Here is a 25,666-nt window from a genome sequence, read left to right on the forward strand (position 1 = left end):
CCGGTGCGGGCCGGGCATGCGGAAGGGGCCGGCCCGCGTGATCGCGGGTCGGCCCCTTCCGGTGCTCGCGGAGTGCTACTGCGCGGGCTCGGGCTCCGGCTCGGGCTCGGCCGGGAGCTCCTCCACCGGCTTCTTCACCGAGTCGAGCAGCAGCTGGGCCACGTCCACGACCTGGACGGACTCCTTGGCCTTGCCGTCGTTCTTCTTGCCGTTGACCGAGTCGGTCAGCATGACGAGGCAGAACGGGCAGGCGGTGGAGACGATGTCCGGGTTGAGGGACAGGGCCTCGTCGACACGCTCGTTGTTGATGCGCTTGCCGATCCGCTCCTCCATCCACATCCGGGCACCGCCGGCGCCGCAGCAGAAGCCGCGCTCCTTGTGACGGTGCATCTCCTGCTGACGCAGGCCGGGGACGGCGCTCATGATCTCGCGCGGCGGCGTGTAGACCTTGTTGTGGCGGCCCAGGTAGCAGGGGTCGTGATACGTGATCAGGCCCTCGACCGGGGTCACCGGGATCAGCTTGCCCTCGTCGATGAGGTGCTGGAGCAGCTGCGTGTGGTGGATGACCTCGAACTCGCCGCCCAGCTGCGGGTACTCGTTCGCGATCGTGTTGAAGCAGTGCGGGCAGGTGGCGACGATCTTCTTGGCCGACTTCGGCTTCTTCGTCGACTCGTCCTCGTCGTCCTCGCCGAACGCCATGTTCAGCATCGCGACGTTCTCCTGGCCCAGCTGCTGGAACAGCGGCTCGTTGCCCAGGCGGCGCGGGGAGTCACCCGTGCACTTCTCCTCGCCGCCCATGATCGCGAACTTGACGCCCGCGATGTGCAGCAGCTCGGCGAAGGCCTTGGTGGTCTTCTTGGCCCGGTCCTCCAGGGCGCCGGCGCAGCCGACCCAGTAGAGGTAGTCGACCTCGGTGAGGTCCTCGACGTCCTTGCCGACGATCGGGACCTCGAAGTCGACTTCCTTGGTCCACTCGACCCGCTGCTTCTTGGCCAGACCCCAGGGGTTGCCCTTCTTCTCCAGGTTCTTGAGCATCGTGCCGGCCTCCGACGGGAAGGCGGACTCGATCATCACCTGGTAGCGGCGCATGTCGACGATGTGGTCGATGTGCTCGATGTCGACCGGGCACTGCTCGACACAGGCGCCGCAGGTGGTGCAGGACCACAGGACGTCCGGGTCGATGACGCCGTTCTCCTCGACGGTGCCGATCAGCGGGCGCTCGGCCTCGGCCAGGGCCGCGGCCGGCACGTCCTTGAGCTGCTCCTCGGAGGCCAGCTCGTTGCCCTCCATGTCCTTGCCGCCGCCGGCCAGCAGGTACGGGGCCTTGGCGTGCGCGTGGTCGCGCAGCGACATGATCAGGAGCTTGGGGGAGAGCGGCTTGCCGGTGTTCCACGCGGGGCACTGCGACTGGCAGCGGCCGCACTCGGTGCAGGTGGAGAAGTCGAGGATGCCCTTCCAGGAGAACTGCTCGACCTGGGAGACACCGAAGACGGCGTCCTCGGCCGGGTCCTCCCAGTCGATCTCCTTGCCGGCCGTCGTCATCGGCTGCAGCGGGCCCAGGGCGGTGGAGCCGTCGGAGTTCCGCTTGAACCAGATGTTCGGGAAGCCGAGGAAGCGGTGCCACGCGACACCCATGTTGGTGTTCAGCGAGACCGTGATCATCCAGGTGAAGGACGTGACGATCTTGAGCGCCGCGAAGAAGTAGGTGAGGTGCTGGATCGTGCTCAGGTCCAGCCCGTCGAGCAGCGCGATCAGCGGGTACGAGGCGAAGAAGCCCGGCTCCCAGCTGGTCACGTGGTGCTGGACGCCCTCCAGGGCGCGCAGCGTCATGATGCAGGCGCCGACGATCAGGATGACGGCCTCGACGAAGTACGCCTGGCCGGTCTTGGATCCCGCGAAGCGGGACTTGCGGCCCGCCCCGCCCGGCCGGTTCAGCTGCCGGATCACGATCAGGGTGACGATGCCGAGGACGGTCATCAGACCGAGGAACTCGGTGAAGATCTCGTACGGCAGCCAGTCGCCGATGATCGGGATCAGCCAGTCGGCCTGGAAGAGCTGGCCGAAGGCGTTGACGATGGTGAGCAGCAGCGAGAAGAAGCCGACGGCCACGAACCAGTGCGCCACGCCGACGATGCCCCAGCGGTTCATGCGGGTGTGGCCGAGGAATTCCTTGACCAGCGTGACGGTGCGCTGCGTGGGGTCGCCGGTGCGCGTGCCCGCGGGTACCGGCTGACCGAGCCGCACGAAGCGGTAGATCTGCGCGATGGCGCGGCCGAACAACGCGACGGCTACCACCGTGATGACGATCGACACGACGATCGCGGCGAGTTGCATGAGGGGCTCCTCGGGCGGGCCTGCGAGGCGGAGCGCCGGCACGTTCGAGTGTGGCGCTACTAAGCGGTAACTTATTCAGTCCGTGCTGAGATTACCCCGTCACGGCTCCGCGCTGTAGCGGCGCCCGCGGTGATCTGTGTCGCTCAGGCAAGCCTTGCCCTCCCGCCGGATCCCGCGCGCTCAGGCGGTCCGTGCCGCGCGGCGTCTGCGCACTGCTGGAAGCGTACGCGCCAGGACGGCCAGATCCATCCCGAGCCAGTGGTGGTCCACGTAGTGGAGGTCGAGCAGCTCCCGCTCCTCCCACGGCAGCTCGGAACGCCCGCTGACCTGCCACGGACCGGTCAGGCCGGGCCGTACGGACAGCCGGCGGCGGGCCTCGCCCGTGCACTCCCGGTGTTCCGGGACCAGGGGGCAGGGGCCCACCAGTGACATCTCCCCGCGCACGACGTGGAGGAGCAGGGGCAGGGCGGCGAGCGGGCCGGGCGTCCGGAAGGTCAGTATCACGAAAGGGTCACCGCCCCGGCCGGCCATCGTCCGGCGGTGCAGGACGCGGCCCGGGCCGCCGGCCGTCAGGGCCGCGGCGAGCGCGACGGCGGCGATCGGGAGGGCGAGGAGCGTCAGCAGGAGGAGTCCGCCCGTGAGGTCGAGTACACGCTTGGCCGTCATGCCCCACACCCTTTCGTGGGATATTCGTGGGATACACCTGCTTTGCCCGGCTGTGGCATTCCGGACTCTCTCACGCCCAGGGGCGTCCGCCTCGGAACCGACGCGCTCATTCCGCTGTCTTTGAGTGGGATGCAGGCCGAAGAGTTGAGTCCCCTCCACTCAGGTCTGTTGACTCTGTGGGAGCTGTCGTGCATCCTTGAGCCAGTTCCACTCAAGTCAGCTGGAGGAATTGAAATGGCACGTGCGGTCGGCATCGACCTGGGCACGACTAACTCCGTCGTCAGCGTTCTCGAAGGCGGCGAGCCCACCGTCATCACCAACGCCGAAGGCGCCAGGACCACGCCGTCCGTCGTCGCCTTCGCGAAGAACGGCGAGGTGCTCGTCGGCGAGGTCGCCAAGCGTCAGGCGGTCACCAACGTCGACAGGACCATCCGGTCGGTCAAGCGCCACATGGGCACCGACTGGAAGATCGACATCGACGGCAAGAGCTTCAACCCGCAGCAGATGAGCGCCTTCATCCTGCAGAAGCTCAAGCGCGACGCCGAGGCGTACCTGGGCGAGAAGGTCGTCGACGCGGTCATCACCGTCCCGGCGTACTTCAACGACTCCGAGCGTCAGGCCACCAAGGAGGCCGGTGAGATCGCGGGCCTCAACGTCCTGCGCATCGTCAACGAGCCGACCGCGGCCGCCCTGGCCTACGGCCTCGACAAGGACGACCAGACGATCCTCGTCTTCGACCTCGGTGGCGGCACCTTCGACGTGTCCCTCCTGGAGATCGGCGACGGCGTCGTCGAGGTGAAGGCCACGAACGGCGACAACCACCTCGGTGGTGACGACTGGGACCAGCGCGTCGTCGACTACCTGGTGAAGCAGTTCGCCAACGGTCACGGCGTCGACCTGGCCAAGGACAAGATGGCGCTCCAGCGTCTCCGCGAGGCCGCGGAGAAGGCGAAGATCGAGCTGTCGTCCTCCACGGAGACGTCGATCAACCTGCCGTACATCACGGCCTCCGCCGAGGGTCCGCTGCACCTGGAGGAGAAGCTCACCCGGGCTCAGTTCCAGCAGCTCACGGCCGACCTGCTCGAGCGCTGCAAGACGCCGTTCCACAACGTCATCAAGGACGCGGGCATCAACCTGTCCGAGATCGACCACGTCGTCCTCGTCGGTGGCTCCACCCGTATGCCGGCCGTCGCCGAGCTCGTCAAGGAGCTGACGGGTGGCCAGGAGGCCAACAAGGGCGTCAACCCGGACGAGGTCGTCGCCATCGGCGCCGCCCTGCAGGCCGGTGTGCTCAAGGGTGAGGTCAAGGACGTCCTGCTCCTCGACGTGACCCCGCTGTCCCTCGGTATCGAGACCAAGGGCGGCATCATGACCAAGCTCATCGAGCGCAACACCACGATCCCGACCAAGCGGTCCGAGATCTTCACGACGGCCGAGGACAACCAGCCGTCCGTGCAGATCCAGGTCTACCAGGGCGAGCGCGAGATCGCGGCGTACAACAAGAAGCTCGGCATGTTCGAGCTGACCGGTCTGCCGCCGGCCCCGCGCGGAGTCCCGCAGATCGAGGTCGCGTTCGACATCGACGCCAACGGCATCATGCACGTGACCGCGAAGGACCTGGGCACGGGCAAGGAGCAGAAGATGACCGTCACCGGCGGCTCCTCGCTGCCGAAGGACGAGGTCGACCGGATGCGCCAGGAGGCCGAGCAGTACGCGGACGAGGACCACCGCCGCCGCGAGGCCGCCGAGACCCGCAACCAGGGCGAGCAGCTCGTCTACCAGACGGAGAAGTTCCTCAAGGACAACGAGGACAAGGTCCCCGGTGAGGTCAAGACCGAGGTCGAGACCGCCGTCGCCGAGCTGAAGGAGAAGCTCAAGGGCGAGGACACCGCGGACATCCGCACCGCCACCGAGAAGGTCGCGGCCGTCTCGCAGAAGCTCGGCCAGGCGATGTACGCCGACGCGCAGGCCGCTCAGGCCGCGGGCGGCGACGCCCCGCACGCCGAGGCGAAGGCCGACGACGACGTCGTCGACGCCGAGATCGTCGACGAGGACAAGCCGAAGGGCGGCGCGGCCTGATGTCGGAGGAGACCCCGGGCTTCGAGGAGAAGCCCGACGTCCCCTCCGGCGCCACCCCTGACGACGCCGCCGACGCCGCCGAGCCCACCTCCGTCGAGGAGGGCCCGGCGGCCCCGGCCGGGGACGCAAGCAGCAAGACGGCCGAGACCGCCGGTCTCACCGCCCAGCTGGACCAGATCCGCAGCGCTCTCTCCGAGCGCACCGGGGACCTCCAGCGGCTCCAGGCCGAGTACCAGAACTACCGCCGCCGCGTGGAGCGGGACCGGGTCACGGTCAAGGAGATCGCCGTCGCGAGCCTCCTGACCGAGCTCCTGCCCGTGCTCGACGACGTCGGCCGGGCCCGGGACCACGGCGAGCTCGTGGGCGGGTTCAAGTCGGTGGCCGAATCGCTGGAGACCGTCGTCGCCAAGATGGGTCTGCAGCAGTTCGGCAAGGAGGGCGAGCCCTTCGACCCGACGATCCACGAGGCCCTGATGCACTCGTACGCGCCGGACGTCACCGAGACGACCTGCGTGGCGATCCTGCAGCCGGGGTACCGCATCGGCGAGCGGACCATCCGGCCCGCGCGCGTGGCGGTGGCCGAGCCCCAGCCCGGGGCGACGCCGGCCGCGAAGGAAGAGAAGTCGGCAGACGAGGAGAGCGGTGGCCCCGAGGAGGGCTAGCGCAACGATCGTCCGAGAGGAGGGACGTCGATGAGCACGAAGGACTTCGTCGAGAAGGACTACTACAAGGTTCTCGGCGTCCCCAAGGACGCCACCGACGCCGAGATCAAGAAGGCGTACCGGAAACTCGCCCGCGAGAACCACCCGGACGCCAACACCGGTGACACCAAGGCGGAGGAGCGCTTCAAGGCGATCTCCGAGGCGAACGACGTCCTCGGCGACCCCAAGAAGCGCAAGGAGTACGACGAGGCGCGCGCGCTCTTCGGCAACGGCGGATTCCGCGCCGGACCCGGCGGGGCGGGCGGCACGTTCAACTTCGACCTGGGCGACCTCTTCGGAGGCGCCCAGGCCCCCGGCGGCCCCGGTGGCGCCGGCGGCTTCGGCGGCGGTCTCGGAGACGTCTTCGGCGGACTGTTCAACCGGGGCGCGGGCGGCGGCGCCGGCCCGCGCACCCAGCCCCGCCGCGGCCAGGACATCGAGTCCGAGGTGACGCTCAGCTTCGTCGAGGCCGTCGACGGCGCGACCGTGCCGCTGCGGATGTCCAGCCAGCAGCCCTGCAAGGCCTGTTCGGGCACCGGCGACAAGAACGGCACCCCCCGGGTGTGCCCGACCTGCGTCGGCACCGGCCAGGTCTCGCGCGGCGGCAGCGGGTCCTTCTCGCTGACCGACCCGTGCGTGGACTGCAAGGGCCGCGGCCTCATCGCCGAGAACCCCTGCGAGGTCTGCAAGGGCAGCGGCCGGGCCAAGTCCTCCCGCACCATGCAGGTCCGCATCCCCGCCGGTGTCTCCGACGGACAGCGGATCCGGCTGCGGGGCAAGGGCGCGCCGGGCGAGCGCGGCGGCCAGGCCGGCGACCTCTACGTCGTCGTCCACGTCGACAGCCACCCGGTCTTCGGCCGCAAGGACGACAACCTGACCGTCACCGTGCCCGTGTCGTTCCACGAGGCGGCGCTCGGCGGCGACATCAAGGTGCCCACGCTCGGCGGCCCGGCGGTGACGCTGAAGCTGCCGGCGGGCACGCCCAACGGCCGGACCATGCGCGCCCGGGGCAAGGGCGCGGTCCGCAAGGACGGCACGCGCGGCGATCTGCTGGTGACGGTGGAGGTCGCGGTGCCCGCGGAGCTGGACGACAAGGCGCGCGAGGCCCTTGAGACGTACCGCGAGGCGACCGCGGGCGAGGACCCGCGGGCAGAGCTGTTCGAGGCCGCGAAGGGAGCTTGACGCGATGGACATCAGACCAGGGCGCAGCCGCAACCCCTATGAACTGACCGACGAGACGCCGGTGTACGTCATCTCGGTGGCGGCCCAGCTCTCCGGCCTGCACCCGCAGACCCTGCGCCAGTACGACCGGCTCGGCCTGGTCTCCCCGGACCGCACGGCGGGCCGCGGCCGGCGCTACTCGGCCCGCGACATCGAACTGCTGCGCACCGTGCAGCAGTTGTCGCAGGACGAGGGCATCAACCTCGCGGGCATCAAGCGCATCATCGAACTGGAGAACCAGGTCGCGGCGCTGCAGGCACGCGTGTCCGAGCTGTCGGCGGCGGTGGAGGGCGCGGCGGCGACGCTGCGCCAGCGCGAGGCCCAGGTGCACGCCTCGTACCGCCGGGACCTGGTGCCGTACACCGACGTGCAGCAGGCCAGCGCGCTGGTGGTGTGGCGTCCCAAGCGCGGCGAGTAGCCCGCACGGCGTACGAAGGAGCCCCCTCCCGTCCGGGAGGGGGCTCCTTCGCGTCCGGGGCCGGGAGACGGCCGTGGGGCGCCTCAGGGGATGAGTTCGCCGATCACGTCCGCGGCGGTCTCCCACCAGGGCGCGGCGCCCGTGCCGAAGGCGGCGGCGAGGGCGGTGCCGACGGCGACGTCCCGCGGCTCGACGCGGGCGCCCTCGGCCCAGTCGGCGTCCGCTCGTCCGTCACCGGCCGACTCCAGCACGCCGACCCTGCTCCCGTCGCGCAGCAGCCGGCTCTCCCGGTGGGAGCAGGGGACGAGCCGGTAGGCCACCCCGTCGACGGTGGCGTCCACCCGGTAGGACCGCCGCGACAGCCGGCCCCGGGCGGGCCTGATGCGCGCGCCCGCGCCGTCGACGGTGAGGGTGAGGAGGTCGGGCCGCCGGGTCCCGATGGGCGTGTGCCGGTCGGGTCCGGTGCCGGGCTCGCGGACGAGCTCCACCGTGGGCATGCCGTGTCCGGACACCCGCAGGGTCCCGGCGCGGCCGTCGAGATCGATCTGCGCGTACATGGTCAGTCGTCCTGCTCCAGGATCCCGGACCGGGCGATGAGGTAGCCGAGTTGGGCGCGGCTGCCGCTGCCGAGGGCCGAGGCGAGTTTGGCGATGTGGGCGCGGCAGGTCCGGACGTTCATGCCGAGCCGGCGGGCGATGGCCTCGTCGACGTGGCCCTCGACGAGGAGCTTGGCGATGGAGCGCTGGACGCCGCTGATGCCGTCGAGGGCGGTGGTGTAGGACACCACTCCCTCCTCCCACGGGACGCCGTGCAGCCAGAACTGGTCGAAGACGCCGACGAGGTACTGCACCAGGCCCTCGTGGCGCAGTTCCAGGGCGACCTGCCGGTCGCTGCGCGCGGGCACGAAGGCGACCTTGCGGTCGACGATGATCAGCCGGTCGATGATCTCCTCGAGCGTCCGCAGCTCCAGGCCGTAGGGGGCGACCCGTTCCACGTAGGCCAGCGTCGCGGGGTGGTGGCGCGCGGTGTGCTGGTACAGGGTGCGCATCCGGACACCGCGGTCGAGCAGCGGCTCCATCCGCTTCAGAGCCTTCTCCAGGGTGTCGGGACGGCGCCCGCTGCCGGGCTGGATGGTGAGCAGCTCTTCGGTGCACTCGGCGGTGACCCGGTCGAGCGTCGCGTTGATCATGCTGAGGCCTTCGAGCACGGTGATGGCGTGCGAGGCCGCCGGGTCCAGCCGGTTGATGGTCATGAAAGGCTCGAACGTGTCGGCCAGCGAGATCGCCTCTTGCCGGCGCGCCTGGATCTCCTGCTCGAGCGGGTGTATGAGCTGGTTGAGCGCGATCGACGGCGGCACGGGCAGCAGCCACTGACCGTCGTCGGGGTCCGGGTGGAGCAGTGCGAGGCGGACGAGGCAGGGCGCGGCGTCAGTCTCGGAACGGGTGATCCGGCCCATGCGCAACGCGTTCGCGTACAAGGTCTTACCCACGTCGCATAGTTCACCGTGCCTGTGGATATGTCCTGTATCGCCTCTTTCTGTCCGCATGTGCACCCCCCTCAGGGTTTTGAATTACAGGAACATGATGCCTGGGTTCGCTGGTGGAAGGGTCGAGAGTGAGCCATCGTCTTATTCGCGGGGGAGGAGGTAATGATCAAAAGAGGTGGAGATCGGCCATGACCAGGATGGTTCGTGCACTCAGCGCCATAGCCGTTGCGGCGGCTGCTCTCGGCGTACTCGTCGGTACGGGCGAGCCCTCGTGGGAGAGCACCCAGAAGTACGCGGTGACGGCGGACCCGGGCGAGCCCTCGTGGGAGAGCGAGCCGGCGCGCTCGGTACTCGCGGCGCCCAGCGAGCCCTCGTGGGAGTTCGCGCCGACGCAGGAGCACCCCGACCGGGTCTCCGTAGAGGCGGGCGCGGGCGCATGACCTTCCCGCCGGACGACCGGGTCTTCCGTCGCGAGATGGCGACGGCGTACCGATCCGGGTGGCATTTCATCGACCTCGTCACGGCAGTGCCGCACGGTGGCGAGTCGTTGATGGTCACCCTCTTCGGTGAGCCGATCATCATCGCGCGGGGTGAGGACGAGGAGATCCGCGCCTACCGATGCCTGCGGCGCCCCCGTGGCGCCCCGCAACCCGTCCGCTGTGCCATCAGGTACGGCATGATCTTCGTCAATCTCGACCAGCGTGACCACCAGCTGCTCGAGCCCGAGACCACCACCGCCACCCCCCGCAGTGCCTGAGCGGTTCCCCCGTCGTTCAAGATCGCTCAGGTACTTCCCCCACACAGCGGCGCCATCGCGGACCTGAAACGCGATGGCGCCGTTGTGCTGCCCGAAACCGGAACCAGCAGGTCCGGAGTCGTGCGGCCTCCCGCCCGGCTCTGCCCGCCCCGCTCTACGCGCGGCCCATCGCCCGGGTCAGCGCGATCTCGATGACGACCCGGTCCGGATTCGGGGCCGGCGTCCGGCCGTAGCGCGCCGCGTAGCGGTCCACCGCGTCCGCGACGACGTCCTCCTCCGTGCGGACGCGTGCCACGCCCTCCAGCGTCGCCCAGCGGCCCTTGTCCACCTGGCAGACCGCCACCCGCGCGCCCTCCGGGCCCGCCGCCAGGACGTTGGCGACCTTCCGGCTGTGCTTGTTGGTGATCACCCGGGCGATGCCGTTCGAGCCGCCCTCGGGGTCGTAGGTCACGCCCACCGCGACCACGTGCGGGGTGCCGTCCGCGCGCGGGGTGGTCAGGGTGCTCATGTGGTACTCGCGCCAGAAGGCGAGGTACGAGTCTTCGGGGTTCCGCGGGTCAGTCGCCATGTCCCGGAACCTACCCGCGGAAGACGCCCCCTCGACACCTTGAGCGGAATAGACTCAACTTTGTGTACCTTGGAGGAGTCATAGTCGTCCGACCCGCAAGGAGGAGACCCCGCACGTGGACGCCGAACTGACCAACAAGAGCCGGGACGCGATCAACGCCGCCAGTGGCCGCGCCGTGTCCGAGGGGCATCCCGACCTGACCCCCGCGCATCTGCTCCTCGCGCTCCTCGCGGGTCAGGACAACGAGAACATCGTCGACCTGCTCGCCGCCGTCGAGGCCGACCAGGCGGCGGTACGGTCGGCCACGGAGCGGCAGCTGGCCGCCCTGCCCAGCGTGACCGGCTCCACGGTCGCGCCGCCGCAGCCCAACCGTGAGCTGCTCGCCGTCATCGCCGATGCCGCCGAGCGGGCCAAGGACCTCGGGGACGAGTACCTGTCCACCGAGCACCTGCTCATGGGGATCGCCGCGAAGGGCGGGCAGACCGGCGAGGTGCTCGCCCGGCAGGGGGCGACGCCCGCGAAGCTGCTGGAAGCGTTCGAGAAGGCAAGGGGAGGGCGCCGGGTGACCACACCCGACCCGGAGGGTCAGTACAAGGCACTGGAGAAGTTCGGCACGGACTTCACCGCCGCCGCACGCGAGGGGAAGCTGGACCCCGTCATCGGGCGGGACCACGAGATCCGGCGCGTCGTCCAGGTGCTGTCCCGCCGCACCAAGAACAACCCCGTCCTCATCGGCGAGCCCGGCGTCGGCAAGACCGCCGTCGTCGAGGGACTGGCCCAGCGGATCGTGAAGGGCGACGTCCCCGAGTCGCTGAAGAACAAGCGCCTGGTCTCCCTCGACCTCGGCGCGATGGTCGCCGGCGCCAAGTACCGCGGCGAGTTCGAGGAACGGCTGAAGACCGTCCTCTCCGAGATCAAGGAGAGCGACGGCCAGATCATCACCTTCATCGACGAGCTGCACACCGTCGTCGGGGCGGGCGCCGGCGGCGACTCCGCCATGGACGCCGGGAACATGCTGAAGCCGATGCTGGCCCGCGGCGAGCTCCGCATGGTCGGCGCGACGACCCTCGACGAGTACCGCGAGCGGATCGAGAAGGACCCCGCCCTGGAGCGCCGCTTCCAGCAGGTGCTGGTGGCCGAGCCGAGCGTCGAGGACACCATCGCGATCCTGCGCGGACTCAAGGGCCGCTACGAGGCCCACCACAAGGTCCAGATCGCCGACGCCGCGCTGGTCGCCGCCGCGACCCTCTCGGACCGCTACATCACCTCCCGCTTCCTGCCCGACAAGGCCATCGACCTCGTCGACGAGGCGGCCTCCCGGCTCCGGATGGAGATCGACTCCTCGCCCGTCGAGATCGACGAGCTCCAGCGGTCCGTGGACCGCCTCCGCATGGAGGAGCTGGCGCTGAAGAACGAGACCGACGCGGCCAGCCGGCAGCGGCTGGAGAAGCTGCGGCGCGACCTCGCCGACCGCGAGGAGGAGCTGCGCGGCCTCACCGCCCGCTGGGAGAAGGAGAAGCAGTCCCTCAACCGCGTCGGCGAGCTGAAGGAGCAGCTCGACGGGCTGCGCGGCCGGGCCGAGCGGGCCCAGCGCGACGGCGACTTCGACACCGCCTCCCAGCTGCTCTACGGCGAGATCCCGTCGCTGGAGCGGGAGCTGGAGGAGGCGACCGAGGCCGAGCAGGAGGTGTCCAAGGACACCATGGTCAAGGAGGAGGTCGGCTCCGACGACATCGCGGACGTGGTCGGCTCCTGGACCGGCATCCCGGCCGGGCGCCTGCTGGAGGGCGAGACGCAGAAGCTGCTGCGCATGGAGGACGAGCTCGGCAAGCGGCTGATCGGCCAGACCGAGGCCGTGCGCGCCGTCTCGGACGCGGTCCGCAGGACCAGGGCCGGCATCGCCGACCCCGACCGCCCGACCGGCTCCTTCCTCTTCCTCGGCCCCACCGGTGTCGGCAAGACCGAGCTGGCGAAGGCGCTCGCGGACTTCCTCTTCGACGACGAGCGGGCCATGGTCCGCATCGACATGTCGGAGTACGGCGAGAAGCACTCGGTCGCCCGGCTCGTCGGCGCGCCTCCCGGCTACGTCGGCTACGAGGAGGGCGGCCAGCTCACCGAGGCGGTGCGCCGCCGCCCGTACAGCGTCGTGCTGCTGGACGAGGTGGAGAAGGCCCACCCGGAGGTCTTCGACATCCTGCTCCAGGTCCTCGACGACGGCCGGCTGACCGACGGCCAGGGCCGGACGGTGGACTTCCGCAACACCATCCTGATCCTCACGTCCAACCTGGGCAGCCAGTTCCTCAGCGGGCCGGGCCCGCTCGACGCGCCGCTGTCCGACGAGGAGAGGAAGCGGCAGGTCCTGGACGTCGTCCGGGCCTCCTTCAAGCCCGAGTTCCTCAACCGGCTGGACGACATGGTCGTCTTCTCGGCCCTCGACCGGACCGAGCTGGGGCGGATCGCCCAGCTCCAGATCGACCGGCTCGGCAGGCGGCTGGCCGAGCGCCGGCTCACGCTGGAGGTCACCCCGGCGGCCCTGGAGTGGCTCGCCGAGGAGGGCAACGACCCGGCCTACGGCGCCCGGCCGCTGCGCCGTCTGATCCAGACCGCGATCGGGGACCGGCTGGCCAGGGAGATCCTGGCCGGCGAGGTCACCGACGGCGACACGGTCCGGGTGGACCGGTTCGAGGACGGCCTGATCGTCGGCGCGGTGCAGTAGCGGACGGAGCCGCGGGCCGCTCACGGCGGCCCGCGGCCCCTGTCACGTGTCGAACGCGGAGAGGCGGACGCGGGCGGTGTCCGCGTCCTCGTACGTGACCCGCACGTCCACGTACAGCGCCTCGTCGTACGACGCCCTCAGGCACAGGTCGTCGGCGCAGGAGTAGGGTGGTTTTCCGGCCGGATACGTCGCGGCCAGCCAGTCCGCGACCTCGCCCCGCGGCATCAGGAAGTCCGCCGTGACGCGCGTGTCCTGCCAGTGGGCCTCGGTGCACCGGGCGTGCTCGGCGCTCGCCGGCAGCGATCCGCGGGCGAAGTCCATCGCCTCGGCGCACGAGACGCTCGTCGCGTCTCCGGCCGAACTCCAGGCCAGCGCTCCCCACACCAGCAGGGCCAGCGGGCCGCCGCAGCACAGCGTCACCAGCGCCGACACCCAGATCCACGTCGACCGACGCGGCCTCACCGGCTTCGCCGGCCTCACGTTCTCTTCCGTCTGATCCCCCATGGGCATCAGATCTTGTCAGCCCGCAGCGGATCGCGGGTGGCGGGGCTTGCCACGGACCGGCCGGTATGGGAGAGGATGGCGGCAACCGTACGAAGGGATATTCACGGTGAGCATCGACCCGTCCTCGATTCCGAATTTCGGGGGCCAGCCCCAGCCTCAGGCCGCAGGACCGGCGGGCCCCGTCGTTCCCGACCAGGAACTGGTCAAGCAGCTCCTCGACCAGATGGAGCTGAAGTACGTCGTCGACGACGAGGGTGACCTCGCGGCGCCGTGGGAGGAATTCCGTACGTACTTCATGTTCCGCGGCGAGGAGGACCAGCGGGTCTTCTCGGTGCGGACGTTCTACGACCGGCCGCACTCCGCCGACGACCGCGCCAAGGTCCTCGACGCGATCGACGACTGGAACCGCCGCACCCTGTGGCCCAAGGTGTACACCCACCTGCACGAGGAGGAGGACGGCTCCGCCACCCTCCGCCTCATCGGCGAGGCCCAGATGCTGATCGGCACCGGCGTCGCGCTGGAGCACTTCGTGTCCTCCACCGTCAGCTGGGTCCGCGCCTCCATCGAGTTCGACAAGTGGCTCGTGGAGCAGTTCGGCCTGGAGTCCCCCGAGGACAAGGCCGACGGCGACGAGGGCGACGCGGTCTGAGCGACCGGCCCCCGCCCGCTCACAGGGCCATGCGCGCGATCGTGAGCGCGTACACCCCGTAGCAGAACGACAGCCCGGCCAGGGCGGCGATCACCAGGATCGCGGCCCGCGGCCGGGCTTTCGTCATGGCCCGCGCCAGTGGGAGCAGCAACGGGAACGCGGGCAGCAGGAAGCGCGGCTTGGACTCGAAGAAGCCGGAGCCGCCGACGGCGATGAGCACCAGCACGCCCGTGTAGACCAGCACCGGCAGCGGAGGCCGCTCGACCAGCGCGAGCAGCGCGAAGAGGAGCACCCCGGCCGCCGTCAGGACCAGGGCCGCCACGAAACCGAACTGGGTCGGCCCGCGCAGCAGGTCGCGGACGAACCGCAGCGATCCGGCGCCCAGGTCGAACCGGGAGGTCCAGCCGGACTGGACGGCGAAGTACCCGCCGAGCAGGTCGCCGCGGCGGCTGCCGACCCAGAGCAGGTACGAGATCCAGCCGGCCGGAGCGAGGGCCGCCGCGGCCCACACCCGCCACTCCGCCCGGCCGCGCCGCCGCCAGAGCTCGTGGGCGACGGCGGCGAGGACGGCCGCCGCGACCGCGATCCCGCTGGGGCGGGAGAGCCCCGCCAGTGTCGCGAGGGCGCCGGCCGTCAGCCAGCGGCGGGCCAGGAGCAGGTGCAGCGACCAGGCGGCGAAGGCGGTCATCACCGGCTCGGTGTACGCCATGGACAGCACGATCGAGTGGGGCAGCAGGCCCCAGAGCAGGACCAGGAACACGGCGGTGCGCCGCCCGTGGAGCCGCTCGCCGACCAGGTAGACGCCCCAGGCCGCGGCGCCGGCGGCCAGCCACGAGAGCAGCAGGCCGGCGGTACCGCCGGTGACCGGCAGGACGGTGGTCACGGCCCGGACCAGCGCCGGATAGAGCGGGAAGAAGGCCAGGTCGGACTGGGCGCCGCCGTCCGGCCAGTACAGCGTGCGGCCGTAGCCGTTCGCGGCGATCCGGATGTACCAGTCGGAGTCCCACGAGGTCGCGAGCAGCGCGCGCGGTGAGCGCCCGATGTGCCAGGACCACAGGGCGAGGACGAGCATCCCGGTCAGCCGCGCGGCGGCGAAGAGCCCGAGCGCGGGTGCTGCCCGGTACAGCGAGGTCCACCCGCGGGCCGCCCGCCGGGCGGAGGCGGACGACACCGCTCGGTCGAGGGTCTCGGCGGACAGGGTGCACCTCCGTGCGCACGGGATTCGAGTCGGCCCGGTAAATCGGTCTACCCGACAATCCGTGCGGCGCCGTGGGGGCGCGCGAGGGGCACGGCCACCCGGGTGAAAACTCCCGCCCGGCCCGGCCCGGCCTGTGCCGTGTCCGGCCCGGCCCGCCCTCAGGCCGCCAGTGTCCCGAGCCGTGCCACGGCGTCCTCCAGGACGTCCGTCCGCTTGCAGAAGGCGAAGCGGACGAAGGGGGCGCCCGCGTCGCGGTGGTCGTAGAAGACCGCGTTCGGGATGGCGACGACGCCGGCGCGTTCCGGGAGGCCGCGGCAGAAGGCGAAGCCGTCGGACTCGCCCAGGGGGCGGATGTCGGTGGTGACGAAGTAGGTGCCGGCCGGGCGGTAGACCTCGAAGCCCGCGGCGGCCAGGCCGTCGCTCAGCAGGTCCCGCTTGGCGCGCAGGTCGGCACGCAGGTCCTCGAAGTAGGTGTCGGGCAGCCGCAGCGCCTCGGCGATCGCGTACTGGAACGGTCCCGAGGCCACGTACGTGAGGAACTGCTTCGCGGACCGGACGGCGGCGGTGAGTTCGGGGCTCGCCGTGACCCAGCCGACCTTCCAGCCGGTGAAGGAGAAGGTCTTGCCGGCCGAGCCGATGGTGACCGTGCGGTCCCGCATACCGGGCAGGGTCGCGATCGGGACGTGCTCGGCGTCGTCGAAGACCAGGTGCTCGTACACCTCGTCGGTGACCACCAGCAGGTCCCGTTCGGAGGCCAGCTCGGCGACCGCGGTGAGCTCGTCGCGGGTGAGCACCGTGCCGGTCGGGTTGTGCGGCGTGTTGAGCAGGATCAGCCGCGTCCGGTCGGTGACGGCGGCCCGCAGCTCGTCGAGGTCCAGGACGTAGCGGCCCTCGGACGGCCGGAGCGTGACCGGCACGCGCGTGCCGCCGGCCATGGCGATGCAGGCGGCGTAGGAGTCGTAGTACGGCTCCAGGGCGATCACCTCGTCGCCCGGCTCGACCAGGGCGAGCAGCGAGGCGGCGATCGCCTCGGTCGCGCCGGCGGTGACCAGCACCTCCGCGTCGGGGTCGTAGGCGAGGCCGTAGCGCTTCAGCTGGTGCTCGGCGACGGCCGTGCGCAGCTCGGGGACGCCGGGACCGGGCGGGTACTGGTTGCCGTGCCCCTCGCGGAGGGCCCGGACCGCGGCCTCCCGGATCTCGTCGGGGCCGTCGGTGTCGGGGAAACCCTGGCCGAGGTTGATCGCCCCGGTCCGGGCAGCCAGCGCGGACATCTCGGCGAAGATCGTCGTCCCGAACTCGGCGAGCCGGCGATTGAGCAGCGGTCGATTCATGGGCGCCATCCTGCGGCGAAGCTCTGGAGTTCCTCAAGTGGGCTTTGGCAGGGACGCGGCGAGGGGATCGCCCGGTCATGGGACTTCTCCTCTTCCTCGCGGGCCTCGCGCTCGTCATCGGATGTGTGGTGTGGATCGCCCGGCGGGGCCTGCGGAGCGAGCGCCGGAAGGGCCGGGACAGCTGGTGGGCGGGCACGGGGACGGCGTCCGCCGGTACCGCCTCGTCGTCGTGCTCGTCCTCGTCCTCGTCCTCGTCGCTCTCCTGCTCGTCGTCCTCGTGCTCGAGCCCCTCGTGTTCGAGCTCCTCGTGTTCGTCGAGCTCCTGCTCCAGCTCGTCCTGCGGCAGCTGAAAGCTCTGCACTTCCTCAACTGTGGTTGAGGCCGGATCCGTGAGGGGCATCCCCCTCACACAGACCAACGGGGGTGACACGGATGGAAGTACTGCTCTTCGGATTTCTGATCCTGTTCGTGGTGATCGGCCTGGCGTTCTCGAAGGCGGGCCGTGCGGGCCGTGCGGGCCGGCGGCGCAAGCGCAGCTGGTGGGGGCGGGGGCAGCTGACACGGGACGGCCGTGCGCGCGATCCCGTGACGTCCGGCCGGGCCCGGGTCCGGCCGGACACCGGCTGTCTGTCGGAGGCCCGCGGTGGATTCCGATTGAACAATTGAACGTTGGGGTCCCCGGGGGGATGGAAACCACGTCAAGTTGGGTAAAAACGCTGTGAGTCGCTCGAAGTCCGTGATTCCCTCGCTGTTGAGAACATCCAGCCCTCGGACCGTGTGTGGACCCGAGCCGGCGATCCCCCACTCCCGTTGAACCCTTCTCCGGGGCGCCCCCGGCCCACCCGTCAAACCGTGTTTGCGGAGCCGACCCATGCTCACGACCCTGAAGACCTCCTACACCGACACGCGTGCAGCCGATCTGGCCTGGGCCCTGGGGCGCGAGCCGTTGCCCGCGCTCGCCGCGCTCGACCTCGAACTCGGCTCCGCCAAGCTCCAGTTGCGTCTGCTTGGCGCCTCCCACCAGGTGCTTCTGGAGGAGGAGGGCCGCAGCTGCTCCGAGACCGTCGCCTGCATGCCGGGCAGCAGCACGCCGCTGCCGCTGGGCGTCTCCAAGCGCGTCGGCGGCTGGGAGTACGAATTCGCCGCCCGCGTCGAGACGCTGTCGGACGGCTCGTTCGCCGGACGGGCCCAGGAGCTGCTGGCGCTCGTCGCCGACCATCCCAACGGTCTCGCGGGGACGTTCCCCGGCTCCCCGTACGCCTTCACCGCGATGCTGGCGCAGCGCCACGAGGGGCAGGTGCGCTGGCGCACCTGGCACGCGTACCCGCAGGAGGGGCAGTTGGTGGTCACCCGAACGCGGATCGGCGTTCGTATGCCCGCCTCGCTCTGATGCGCCGCCCGAGCGACCCAGGTGCACTCGTGTGGGTGACAGGCGGCGAAAGTTGTGTGACGTAGCGTTACGAACATGATCGATTCGCCCGTGACCGCGCCACCCAAGCGGGTGACGCGGCTGCCCGTGAGGCCGAGCGCGGTGCGGTATCCGGTCCTCGCCGTGGTCTTCGTCTGCGCCGCCTGCGGTCTGGTGTACGAACTGGAGCTGGTCGCCCTCGCCTCGTATCTGATCGGCGACTCGGTCACCCAGGCGTCCGTGGTGCTGTCCGTGATGGTCTTCGCCATGGGTGTCGGCTCGTTGCTGGCCAAGCGGCTGCGCTGCCACGCGGCGGTCGGCTTCGGCCTGGTGGAGGCCGGACTCGCCCTGATCGGCGGCTGTTCCGCGCTGGTGCTGTACGCGGCGTTCGCCTGGCTCGGCGAGTCGCGGTACGTCCTGGTGGGGTTCTCCCTCGCCATCGGTGTCCTCATCGGAGCCGAGATCCCGCTGCTGATGTCCCTCATCCAGCGCGCGGAGTCGGCGCGTTCGCCCGGCGCCCGGGAGAAGGACGACGCGGCCGGGACGGTCGCCGACCTCTTCGCCGCGGACTACGTCGGCGCGCTGGTCGGTGGCCTCGCCTTCCCGTTCCTGCTGCTGCCCTGGCTCGGCCAGCTCACCGGCGCGCTCGTCACGGGCGCGGTGAACGCGGTGGCGGGCGCCGGGCTGGTGCTGTGGCTGTTCCGGCGTGATCTGACCGCCCGCGCCCGGACGTTGCTGATCGCGGTGAACGTGACCGTGCTCGCCGTCCTCGCCACCGCGACCGTCCTCGTCGACGACTTCGAGTCCGCGGCGCGGCGCGCGGTGTACGGCGACAGCGTGCGGGTCGCCGTGCACACCCGGCAGCAGGAGGTCGTGGTGACGGGGGAGCCGGGCACGCCGCCCGACCTCTTCCTCGACGGCCGGCTGCGGGTCGCCGGGCAGGACGAGTACCGCTACCACGAGGCGCTGGTGCACCCCGCGATGAACGGCGCCCACGCGCGTGTGCTGATCGTCGGCGGCGGGGACGGCCTCGCCGCGCGGGAGGTGCTGCGCTATCCGGGCGTCGAGGCGGTCACCGTCGTCGAACTCGACCCCGGAGTCGTCGACCTCGCCCGGACCGACCCCGAGCTCGCCGCGCTCAACCGGCAGGCGTTCCGGGACCCGCGCGTCCAGGTGGCGTACGCCGACGCCTTCCGCTGGCTGCGCGGGGCGGGCGCGAGCCACCGGTACGACGTGGTGATCTCGGACCTGCCCGATCCGGGCATCACCTCCAGCACCAAGCTCTACTCGGAGGAGTTCTACGGTCTGGTCGCCCGGGCCCTCGCGGACGGCGGACGGGTGGTCGTGCACGCCGGCTCCGCCTCGGCCCGCCCACGGACGTACTGGACGGTGGAGGCCACCCTGAGGTCGGCGGGCTTCGCGGCCCGGCCCTACGGAGCGAACGGCCGGGCCACCGGGTTCGCCGCGGGGCCCGACCGGGCCGAGCGGGCGAGCGGTGGCGAGCGGGGCCCGCGGGACTGGGGATTCCTCCTGGCGGCCCCGGGACGGAACCCGCCCCCGCTGGGACTGGCGGCGGACGCGCCGGTGCTGCGGTCCCTCACGACAGGGCGCCTGGTGACCGGCGCCCGGAGCACCGAGCGGACCCGGGACCGGGACGGTGCCGCGCTGCCGCCCTCGACGCTCGTGCACCCCCGCTACGGCGGCTGACGGGCACCCGGGCGGGGCCGGGGCGTACCCGGGGCGGACACCGGAGGGGCGGCCGGGGCGCACAAACAGGCGACGGCGGCGCCGGGGCTGAGTAGGCTCGGCTTCCATGGAGCATGAGGTGTTCGTTCCGGTTCCGGCCGAGGTCCTGCGCGCGACGCTGACGGACCCCGCACGGGTGGCGCGCTGCGTCCCCGGCCTCCAGCAGGACGCGGACGCGGAGGCGGGCCCGCTCTCGGGTCGGCTGAAGGTCCGGGTCGGCGGCAACACCATCACCTACCGCGGCGCCCTGCGGCTGAGGGAGCGCGACGGCGCCTTCGTGGCCGAGGGAGAGGGAGCGGAGGCCCGCGGCAAGGGCTCGGCGAAGCTGGTGCTGACGCTCGTGCTCACCCCGGTGGCCGAGGGCACGCAGCTCGCCTTCACCGGCACGCTCGCCGCCGAGGGGCGCCTCGCGGACCAGTCGGCGGAGGTCACGGCCTCGGCCGGCCGCCGTCTGATGGACCGTTTCGCGGAGTCCCTGGCCTCGGCCGCCGCCCGGACGGCCGAAGCGGGCGCCCTCGCCTCCCCGGACGCGGACGACGCCTCCGTGCTGGACGACACCGCCGACGACACCACTGACGAGACCGCCGACCAGTCGCCGGGCGGGACCGCCGAGAGCCCGCCCGTGGACGGCGCCGCCGCGGTGGCGCCGGAGGGCGAGACGGACAGTGACAGCGACGGCGTCGACGACGGCGTCGAGGAACCCGGTCGTCCGTCCGTCTTCGACACTCCGGTCCCGCCGCCGTCGCTCGACCCCCGGCTCGACGAGGAGTTCGGCGAGACCCCGGTGGAGCTGCCCGCCGAAACCCCGGCCGTCGAGGCCGCGCACGCCCGTCGGACGATGATCGGACGGAGCGCGGAGGAGGTCGACCACGCGCCGCCCCGCGGCCGGTACGCCCCCGTGCCCGCGCCGGACTCCGGCGGCTCGGGCGCCACCCTGCGCTGGATCGCGCCCGCCGCCGCCCTCGCCCTCGCCTCCGCGGTCGTCGTCGGCCGTGCCCTTCGTCGCCGACGCTGACACCCCGTTAGGGTCGGGGGCGTGAGCGAGCAGACGCGACTGACGGCGGGCGACGCCGAGTTGACCATCAGCCCCGACAACGGCTGCCGGATCGAGAGCCTGCGCATCGGCGGCCACGAGCTGCTGCGCCAGGGCGAGCGGTACGGCTGCTTCCCCATGGTGCCCTGGTGCGGGCGTACGGCCGACGGACGCTTCCGGAACGGCGCGACCCTCCACCAGCTGCCCCTCAACGCCGACCAGCACGCCATCCACGGCACCGGCCGCGACACCGTGTGGAAGACCGCCCGGGCCGGTGAGCGCGAGGCGGCCTTCACGTACGACCTCACCGAGCCCTGGCCGTACGCGGGACGCGTCACCCAGCTCTTCGAGCTGACCGAGGACGCGCTCACCCTCACCCTCGGCGTCGAGGCCGCCGACGACTCCTTCCCGGCCCAGGCCGGCTGGCACCCCTGGTTCCGGCGGAACCTCGGCGACGGCGGCCAGGACGTGCGGGTCGACTTCACCGCCGACTGGCAGGATGAGCGCGGCCCGGACCACCTCCCGACCGGTCGCCGGATCGGCCCGACGCCCGGCCCCTGGGACGACTGCTTCGGCATGCCCGGCGGTGTCGACGTCACGCTGACCTGGCCGGAGCAGCTGGAGCTGAAGGTCACCAGCCGGGCCGCGTGGGTCGTCCTCTACGACGAGCAGCCGGAGGCGGTGTGCGTGGAACCGCAGTCCGGACCGCCCAACGGCCTCAACACCCTTCCGCGCCTGGTCACGCCTATCGATCCGCTGGAGATCGCGGCCACCTGGACCTGGCGGCGGCTCTGACGGGACGGCGCCGGCTTTAAGCTGCTGACCATGACTGACGTACGCGCTGAGCTGCTCCAGCAGATCAAGGACAAGGCCGTGGTGCACGGCAAGGTGACCCTCTCCTCGGGTCTGGAGGCCGACTACTACATCGACCTGCGCCGGATCACGCTGGACGGCGAGGCCGCGCCGCTCGTCGGCCAGGTGATGCTGGACCTGACCGCCGACCTGGACTTCGACTGCGTGGGCGGCCTCACCCTGGGCGCCGACCCGGTCGCGACCTCGATGCTGCACGCCTCCGCCGCGCGTGGGCAGCGGCTGGACGCCTTCGTCGTCCGCAAGGCGCAGAAGGCGCACGGCATGCAGCGCCGTATCGAGGGCACGGACGTCAAGGGCAGGCGCTGCCTCGTCGTCGAGGACACCTCGACGACCGGCGGCTCGCCGCTGACGGCCGTCGAGGCGGTGCGCGAGGCGGGCGGCGAGGTCGTGGCCGTCGCGACGATCGTGGACCGCGGTGCGGCCGACGCGATCGCCGGCGCGGGGCTGGCCTACCTCACCGGCTACCAGCTGGCCGACCTGGATCTGGCCTGACCGACGCGAAGTCGTGACTTAGGGCCACGGCGCCCGGCCGAGCGGGTCTGACCTGCGGCTTTCAGGAGGGGCGGAGTGTTTCACGTGAAACGCTCCGCCCCTTCGTCATGGTGTCCGTACAAGAGTCTGGAAAGATGGGCCCCGACGATGACGTCGCCCCAGGTCAGGGTCAAGCAACGCACATACCGCACATCACAAGGAGCGGACGAATGCCCATCGCAACCCCCGAGGTCTACAACGAGATGCTCGACCGGGCGAAGGCAGGCAAGTTCGCCTACCCGGCCATCAACGTGACTTCGTCCCAGACCCTGCACGCCGCGCTGCGCGGCTTCGCGGAGGCCGAGAGCGACGGCATCATCCAGATCTCGACCGGTGGAGCCGAGTTCCTGGGCGGCCAGCACAACAAGGACATGGTCACGGGCGCCGTTGCCCTGGCCGAGTTCGCGCACATCGTCGCCGCGAAGTACGACATCACGGTGGCCCTGCACACCGACCACTGCCCGAAGGACAAGCTGGACGGCTACGTCCGTCCGCTGCTCGACATCTCCGCCGAGCGCGTCAAGGCCGGCCGCAACCCGCTGTTCCAGTCGCACATGTGGGACGGCTCCGCCGAGACCCTCGCGGACAACCTGGCCATCGGCCAGGAGCTGCTCGCCAAGGCCGTCGCCGCGAAGATCATCCTCGAGGTCGAGATCACCCCGACCGGTGGCGAGGAGGACGGCGTCACCCACGAGATCAACGACGAGCTGTACACCACGGTCGACGACGCGATCCGCACCGCCGAGGCCCTGGGCCTGGGCGAGAAGGGCCGCTACCTGCTCGCCGCCTCCTTCGGCAACGTGCACGGCGTCTACAAGCCGGGCAACGTCGTGCTCCGTCCCGAGCTGCTCAAGGACCTGCAGGCGGGCGTCGCCGAGAAGTACGGCAAGGCCTCCCCGTTCGACTTCGTCTTCCACGGCGGCTCCGGCTCCACCGCCGAGGAGATCGCCACCGCGCTGGAGAACGGCGTCGTGAAGATGAACCTGGACACCGACACCCAGTACGCCTTCACGCGTCCGGTCGCGGACCACATGTTCAAGAACTACGACGGCGTGCTGAAGGTCGACGGCGAGGTCGGCAAGAAGTCGACCTACGACCCGCGTACCTGGGGCAAGCTGGCCGAGGCGGGCATGGCCCAGCGCGTGACCGAGGCGTGCGCGGCGCTGCGCTCGACCGGCACGAAGATCAAGTAGTTCGAGGCTTCCTCTCCAAGGCCGTGTCCCGGGGGCCCGGCACGACCGCTTCGGCGGCCGTGTCGGGCCCTCGGCATGTGAAGGGCTGCGCGTGACGACGTACGCATACGACTTCGACCGGGTGATCGACCGCCGTGGCAGCTGGTCGGTCCAGTGGGACGGCACAGCGAACCGCTTCGGTGTCGGCGACCTGCTCCCGTTCACGATCTCCGACATGGACTTCGCGTCCCCGCCCGAGGTACTGGCGGCGCTGCGCGAGCGCGTGGAGCACGGCGTGTTCGGCTACACCGACTGGCGGCTCGGGGAGTTCCGGGAGGCGGTCCGCCACTGGTACGCGAGCCGGTACGCGACCGAGCTCGACGTCGAGACGCTGGTCTACGCGCCCTCCGTGCTGAACCAGCTCTCCCAGCTGCTCCAGATGTGGACCGAGCCGGGGGACGGGGTCGTCGTGCACACCCCGACGTACGACGGGTTCCGCAAGGCCGTCACCGGGCTCGGGCGGGAGCTGCGGGGCGTGCCGATCGGGGACACCGAGGCCCTGGAGCGCGAGCTGGCGCGCCCGGACGCGCGGATGTTGCTGCTCTGCTCGCCCCACAACCCGACCGGGCACGTGTGGCGGGAGCACGAGCTGGCGCACTTCGCGCGGCTCGCCGAGCGGCACGGCGTGGCCGTCGTGAGCGACGAGATCCACGCGGACATGGTGGCGGACGGCCATCGGCACCTGCCCTGGACCCGGTTCGCCGCCGCCGGGCGCGGCCGGCGGTGGGCGGTGATCACCTCGGGTACGAAGTCGTTCAACTTCCCGGCGTTGAGCGGCTCGTACGGCATCATCGGCGACCCCGACGAGCGCCTGGCGTTCATCCGGCGCATGGAGACCGGGGAGGGGCTCGCTTCTCCCGCGGTGCTCTCGCTGACCGCCCACATCGCCGCGTACCGGCAGGGCGGAGCGTGGCTCGACGAGCTGCGGTCCTATGTGGCGGGCACGATGCGCATGCTCGCGGAGCGTCTGCGGGAGGGGCTTCCGGAGGTGGAGTGGACGCCCCCGGAGGCGGGCTATCTGGCCTGGATCGACCTGCGCCCGCTCGGTGTCGACGACAGCGCGCTCCAGCGGGAGCTGGTGGAGACCGAGAAGGTCGCGATCATGCCGGGCGGGGTGTACGGGACGCCGGGGTTCGTCCGGCTGAACGTGGGCTGCCCGCGCGAGAAGGCGGAGCGGGGCGTGGACGCGCTGGTGCGGGCGGCGACGAGACTGCGGACCGGCTGAGCGGAGCGCCGGGCCGGCCCGGCGGGACGAAGGGCGGTCGCACCGGAGGACGCCGGCCGGACCCGCGCCCGGCGTCCGGTGGCCGGTCCCCGCGGCCCGTACCCCGGTCGGCAGGCGCGGGCAGCGCGATCGCGGGACGATGCAAGGCATGGAGATCAGGCTCGCCACGGGAACGGGACGGTGGATCGTCTTCACGACCGTGCTGGGGTCCGGAATGGCCCTGCTCGACTCCACCGTCGTCAACGTCGCCCTGCCCCACATCGGCGACGACCTGGGAGCCGACCTGGCGGACCTGCAGTGGACCGTCAACGCCTACATGCTCACCCTGGCCGGGCTGATCCTGCTCGGCGGGGCGCTGGGGGACCGCTACGGGCGGCGGAGGGTGTTCGTCGTCGGCGTGGTGTGGTTCGCGCTCGCCTCGCTGCTGTGCGGGCTCGCCCCGAACGCGGGCGTGCTGATCGCGGCCCGGGCCCTCCAGGGCGTCGGCGGAGCGCTGCTGACGCCGGGGTCGCTCGCGCTGATCCAGGCCAGTTTCCATCCCGACGACCGGGCCCGGGCGGTCGGCCTCTGGTCCGGCTTCGGCGGCGTGGGCGCGGCGGTCGGCCCCTTCGTCGGCGGCTGGCTGGTCGACGGGCCCGGCTGGCGCTGGGTGTTCCTCCTGAACGTGCCCCTGGCCGCGCTGTGCGTACCGGTCGCGCTGCGGCACGTCCCCGAATCGCGGGACGAGACCGCCCACGGCCGCTTCGACGTCCGCCGGTGCCACGCCGTTCGCGAGCAGCTCGCGCGGCTCGGGATCGTCGGGCAGGTGGGTGGGGGGCGGTCCCCCCAGCAGGTTCTCGTGGATGGCCATGGCCCCAGTCTGCCGCAGCGCCGCGCCGGCACGTCCGCCGGACGGCACGCGGGGCCCCGCCGGACCGGGCGGGGGTCACGTCTGCGGCGGGTGTCACGCCTCCCCGCGCGCCTCCGGAGCGGGTGGCGGAGCGGTCTCCC

Annotated in this window: 26 protein-coding genes; 18 read left to right on the forward strand and 8 right to left on the reverse strand. The window is 71.4% G+C overall.

Annotated features, from left to right (window positions below):
• Positions 1–75 precede the first annotated feature (75 nt).
• The gene (locus EAO71_RS19530; RefSeq protein WP_147978879.1) at positions 76–2,334 is read right to left on the reverse strand and encodes a (Fe-S)-binding protein; all 2,259 of its coding nucleotides are present in this window, start codon (positions 2,332–2,334) and stop codon (positions 76–78) included.
• Between the two features lie 180 nt (positions 2,335–2,514).
• A complete protein-coding gene (locus EAO71_RS19535; RefSeq protein WP_147978880.1) occupies positions 2,515–3,000 on the reverse strand; it encodes a sugar transferase in 486 nt (161 codons plus the stop codon).
• A gap of 234 nt (positions 3,001–3,234) precedes the next feature.
• On the opposite strand from EAO71_RS19535, the gene dnaK reads away from it, so the two are divergent.
• The 4 genes from dnaK to EAO71_RS19555 are packed head-to-tail and all read left to right on the forward strand — an operon-like array spanning position 3,235 to position 7,419.
• Positions 3,235–5,079, forward strand: a complete 1,845-nt coding sequence (gene dnaK / locus EAO71_RS19540; RefSeq protein ID WP_147978881.1) for a molecular chaperone DnaK — start codon at positions 3,235–3,237, stop codon at positions 5,077–5,079.
• Positions 5,079–5,741, forward strand: coding sequence for a nucleotide exchange factor GrpE (gene grpE, locus EAO71_RS19545; RefSeq protein ID WP_147978882.1), 663 nt, complete (start codon positions 5,079–5,081; stop codon positions 5,739–5,741). Before dnaK ends, grpE begins: the two co-directional genes overlap by 1 nt.
• A 30-nt stretch (positions 5,742–5,771) precedes the next feature.
• A complete protein-coding gene (dnaJ, locus tag EAO71_RS19550) occupies positions 5,772–6,962 on the forward strand; it encodes a molecular chaperone DnaJ (RefSeq protein WP_147978883.1) in 1,191 nt (396 codons plus the stop codon).
• 4 nt (positions 6,963–6,966) lie between these two features.
• Entirely contained in the window at positions 6,967–7,419 is a 453-nt protein-coding gene (locus EAO71_RS19555) for a heat shock protein transcriptional repressor HspR (protein ID WP_147978884.1), read from the forward strand.
• Positions 7,420–7,502: 83 nt separating this feature from the next.
• On the opposite strand, the gene EAO71_RS19560 is transcribed toward EAO71_RS19555, so the two are convergent.
• Both EAO71_RS19560 and EAO71_RS19565 read right to left on the reverse strand, forming a co-directional pair.
• Complete coding sequence (locus EAO71_RS19560; RefSeq protein ID WP_147978885.1) at positions 7,503–7,976, reverse strand: hypothetical protein; 474 nt, start codon at positions 7,974–7,976, stop codon at positions 7,503–7,505.
• 2 nt (positions 7,977–7,978) lie between these two features.
• Complete coding sequence (locus EAO71_RS19565) at positions 7,979–8,965, reverse strand: helix-turn-helix transcriptional regulator (RefSeq protein ID WP_187282711.1); 987 nt, start codon at positions 8,963–8,965, stop codon at positions 7,979–7,981.
• Positions 8,966–9,093: 128 nt separating this feature from the next.
• On the opposite strand from EAO71_RS19565, the gene EAO71_RS19570 reads away from it, so the two are divergent.
• Entirely contained in the window at positions 9,094–9,345 is a 252-nt protein-coding gene (locus EAO71_RS19570) for a hypothetical protein (protein ID WP_147978886.1), read from the forward strand.
• Positions 9,342–9,662, forward strand: coding sequence for a Rieske (2Fe-2S) protein (locus tag EAO71_RS19575; RefSeq protein WP_147978887.1), 321 nt, complete (start codon positions 9,342–9,344; stop codon positions 9,660–9,662). Before EAO71_RS19570 ends, EAO71_RS19575 begins: the two co-directional genes overlap by 4 nt.
• Before the next feature lie 154 nt (positions 9,663–9,816).
• Here the strand turns inward: EAO71_RS19575 and EAO71_RS19580 are convergent, their stop codons facing one another.
• Positions 9,817–10,230, reverse strand: coding sequence for a pyridoxamine 5'-phosphate oxidase family protein (locus EAO71_RS19580; RefSeq protein WP_147978888.1), 414 nt, complete (start codon positions 10,228–10,230; stop codon positions 9,817–9,819).
• A 115-nt stretch (positions 10,231–10,345) separates the two neighbouring features.
• Here EAO71_RS19580 and clpB point away from each other — a divergent pair, with 115 nt between their 5' ends.
• The gene (gene clpB / locus EAO71_RS19585; protein WP_147978889.1) at positions 10,346–12,946 is read left to right on the forward strand and encodes an ATP-dependent chaperone ClpB; all 2,601 of its coding nucleotides are present in this window, start codon (positions 10,346–10,348) and stop codon (positions 12,944–12,946) included.
• A 42-nt stretch (positions 12,947–12,988) separates the two neighbouring features.
• Here clpB and EAO71_RS19590 read toward each other — a convergent pair whose 3' ends face one another.
• Positions 12,989–13,450, reverse strand: a complete 462-nt coding sequence (locus tag EAO71_RS19590) for a hypothetical protein (RefSeq protein ID WP_147978890.1) — start codon at positions 13,448–13,450, stop codon at positions 12,989–12,991.
• A 106-nt stretch (positions 13,451–13,556) separates the two neighbouring features.
• Between EAO71_RS19590 and EAO71_RS19595 the strand changes: the two genes are divergently transcribed.
• Entirely contained in the window at positions 13,557–14,099 is a 543-nt protein-coding gene (locus EAO71_RS19595; RefSeq protein ID WP_147978891.1) for a type III secretion system chaperone family protein, read from the forward strand.
• A 19-nt stretch (positions 14,100–14,118) separates the two neighbouring features.
• Here EAO71_RS19595 and EAO71_RS19600 read toward each other — a convergent pair whose 3' ends face one another.
• Positions 14,119–15,171 carry a glycosyltransferase family 39 protein gene (locus EAO71_RS19600; RefSeq protein ID WP_261992259.1) on the reverse strand — a complete coding sequence of 351 codons (1,053 nt, stop codon included), beginning with the start codon at positions 15,169–15,171 and terminating at the stop codon, positions 14,119–14,121.
• Positions 15,172–15,455: 284 nt separating this feature from the next.
• Positions 15,456–16,637, reverse strand: coding sequence for a pyridoxal phosphate-dependent aminotransferase (locus EAO71_RS19605; RefSeq protein WP_410093978.1), 1,182 nt, complete (start codon positions 16,635–16,637; stop codon positions 15,456–15,458).
• A 175-nt stretch (positions 16,638–16,812) separates the two neighbouring features.
• Between EAO71_RS19605 and EAO71_RS37780 the strand changes: the two genes are divergently transcribed.
• From EAO71_RS37780 to EAO71_RS19655, 10 genes are all read left to right on the forward strand, one after another.
• Positions 16,813–17,007, forward strand: a complete 195-nt coding sequence (locus tag EAO71_RS37780) for a hypothetical protein (RefSeq protein ID WP_187282712.1) — start codon at positions 16,813–16,815, stop codon at positions 17,005–17,007.
• 53 nt (positions 17,008–17,060) lie between these two features.
• Positions 17,061–17,294, forward strand: coding sequence for a hypothetical protein (locus tag EAO71_RS19615; protein WP_147978895.1), 234 nt, complete (start codon positions 17,061–17,063; stop codon positions 17,292–17,294).
• 205 nt (positions 17,295–17,499) lie between these two features.
• Positions 17,500–18,018 carry a DUF2617 family protein gene (locus EAO71_RS19620; RefSeq protein WP_147978896.1) on the forward strand — a complete coding sequence of 173 codons (519 nt, stop codon included), beginning with the start codon at positions 17,500–17,502 and terminating at the stop codon, positions 18,016–18,018.
• A 75-nt stretch (positions 18,019–18,093) separates the two neighbouring features.
• Complete coding sequence (locus EAO71_RS19625) at positions 18,094–19,743, forward strand: polyamine aminopropyltransferase (protein WP_147978897.1); 1,650 nt, start codon at positions 18,094–18,096, stop codon at positions 19,741–19,743.
• 106 nt (positions 19,744–19,849) lie between these two features.
• Positions 19,850–20,797, forward strand: a complete 948-nt coding sequence (locus tag EAO71_RS19630; protein ID WP_147978898.1) for an SRPBCC family protein — start codon at positions 19,850–19,852, stop codon at positions 20,795–20,797.
• A gap of 21 nt (positions 20,798–20,818) precedes the next feature.
• Positions 20,819–21,610: an aldose epimerase family protein gene (locus tag EAO71_RS19635; RefSeq protein WP_147978899.1), complete on the forward strand. Its 792-nt coding sequence runs from the start codon at positions 20,819–20,821 to the stop codon at positions 21,608–21,610.
• A 30-nt stretch (positions 21,611–21,640) separates the two neighbouring features.
• A complete protein-coding gene (gene pyrE, locus EAO71_RS19640) occupies positions 21,641–22,180 on the forward strand; it encodes an orotate phosphoribosyltransferase (RefSeq protein ID WP_147978900.1) in 540 nt (179 codons plus the stop codon).
• 209 nt (positions 22,181–22,389) lie between these two features.
• Complete coding sequence (gene fbaA / locus EAO71_RS19645; RefSeq protein ID WP_147978901.1) at positions 22,390–23,412, forward strand: class II fructose-bisphosphate aldolase; 1,023 nt, start codon at positions 22,390–22,392, stop codon at positions 23,410–23,412.
• Positions 23,413–23,503: 91 nt separating this feature from the next.
• Positions 23,504–24,676, forward strand: coding sequence for a MalY/PatB family protein (locus tag EAO71_RS19650; protein ID WP_147978902.1), 1,173 nt, complete (start codon positions 23,504–23,506; stop codon positions 24,674–24,676).
• A 148-nt stretch (positions 24,677–24,824) separates the two neighbouring features.
• Positions 24,825–25,666, forward strand: an 842-nt coding sequence (locus EAO71_RS19655) for an MFS transporter (RefSeq protein WP_261992189.1), incomplete at its 3' end; no start/stop codon positions are given.

It is taken from the genome of Streptomyces sp. MS191 (assembly GCF_008042125.1).
Taxonomy (GTDB): Bacteria; Actinomycetota; Actinomycetes; order Streptomycetales; family Streptomycetaceae; genus Streptomyces.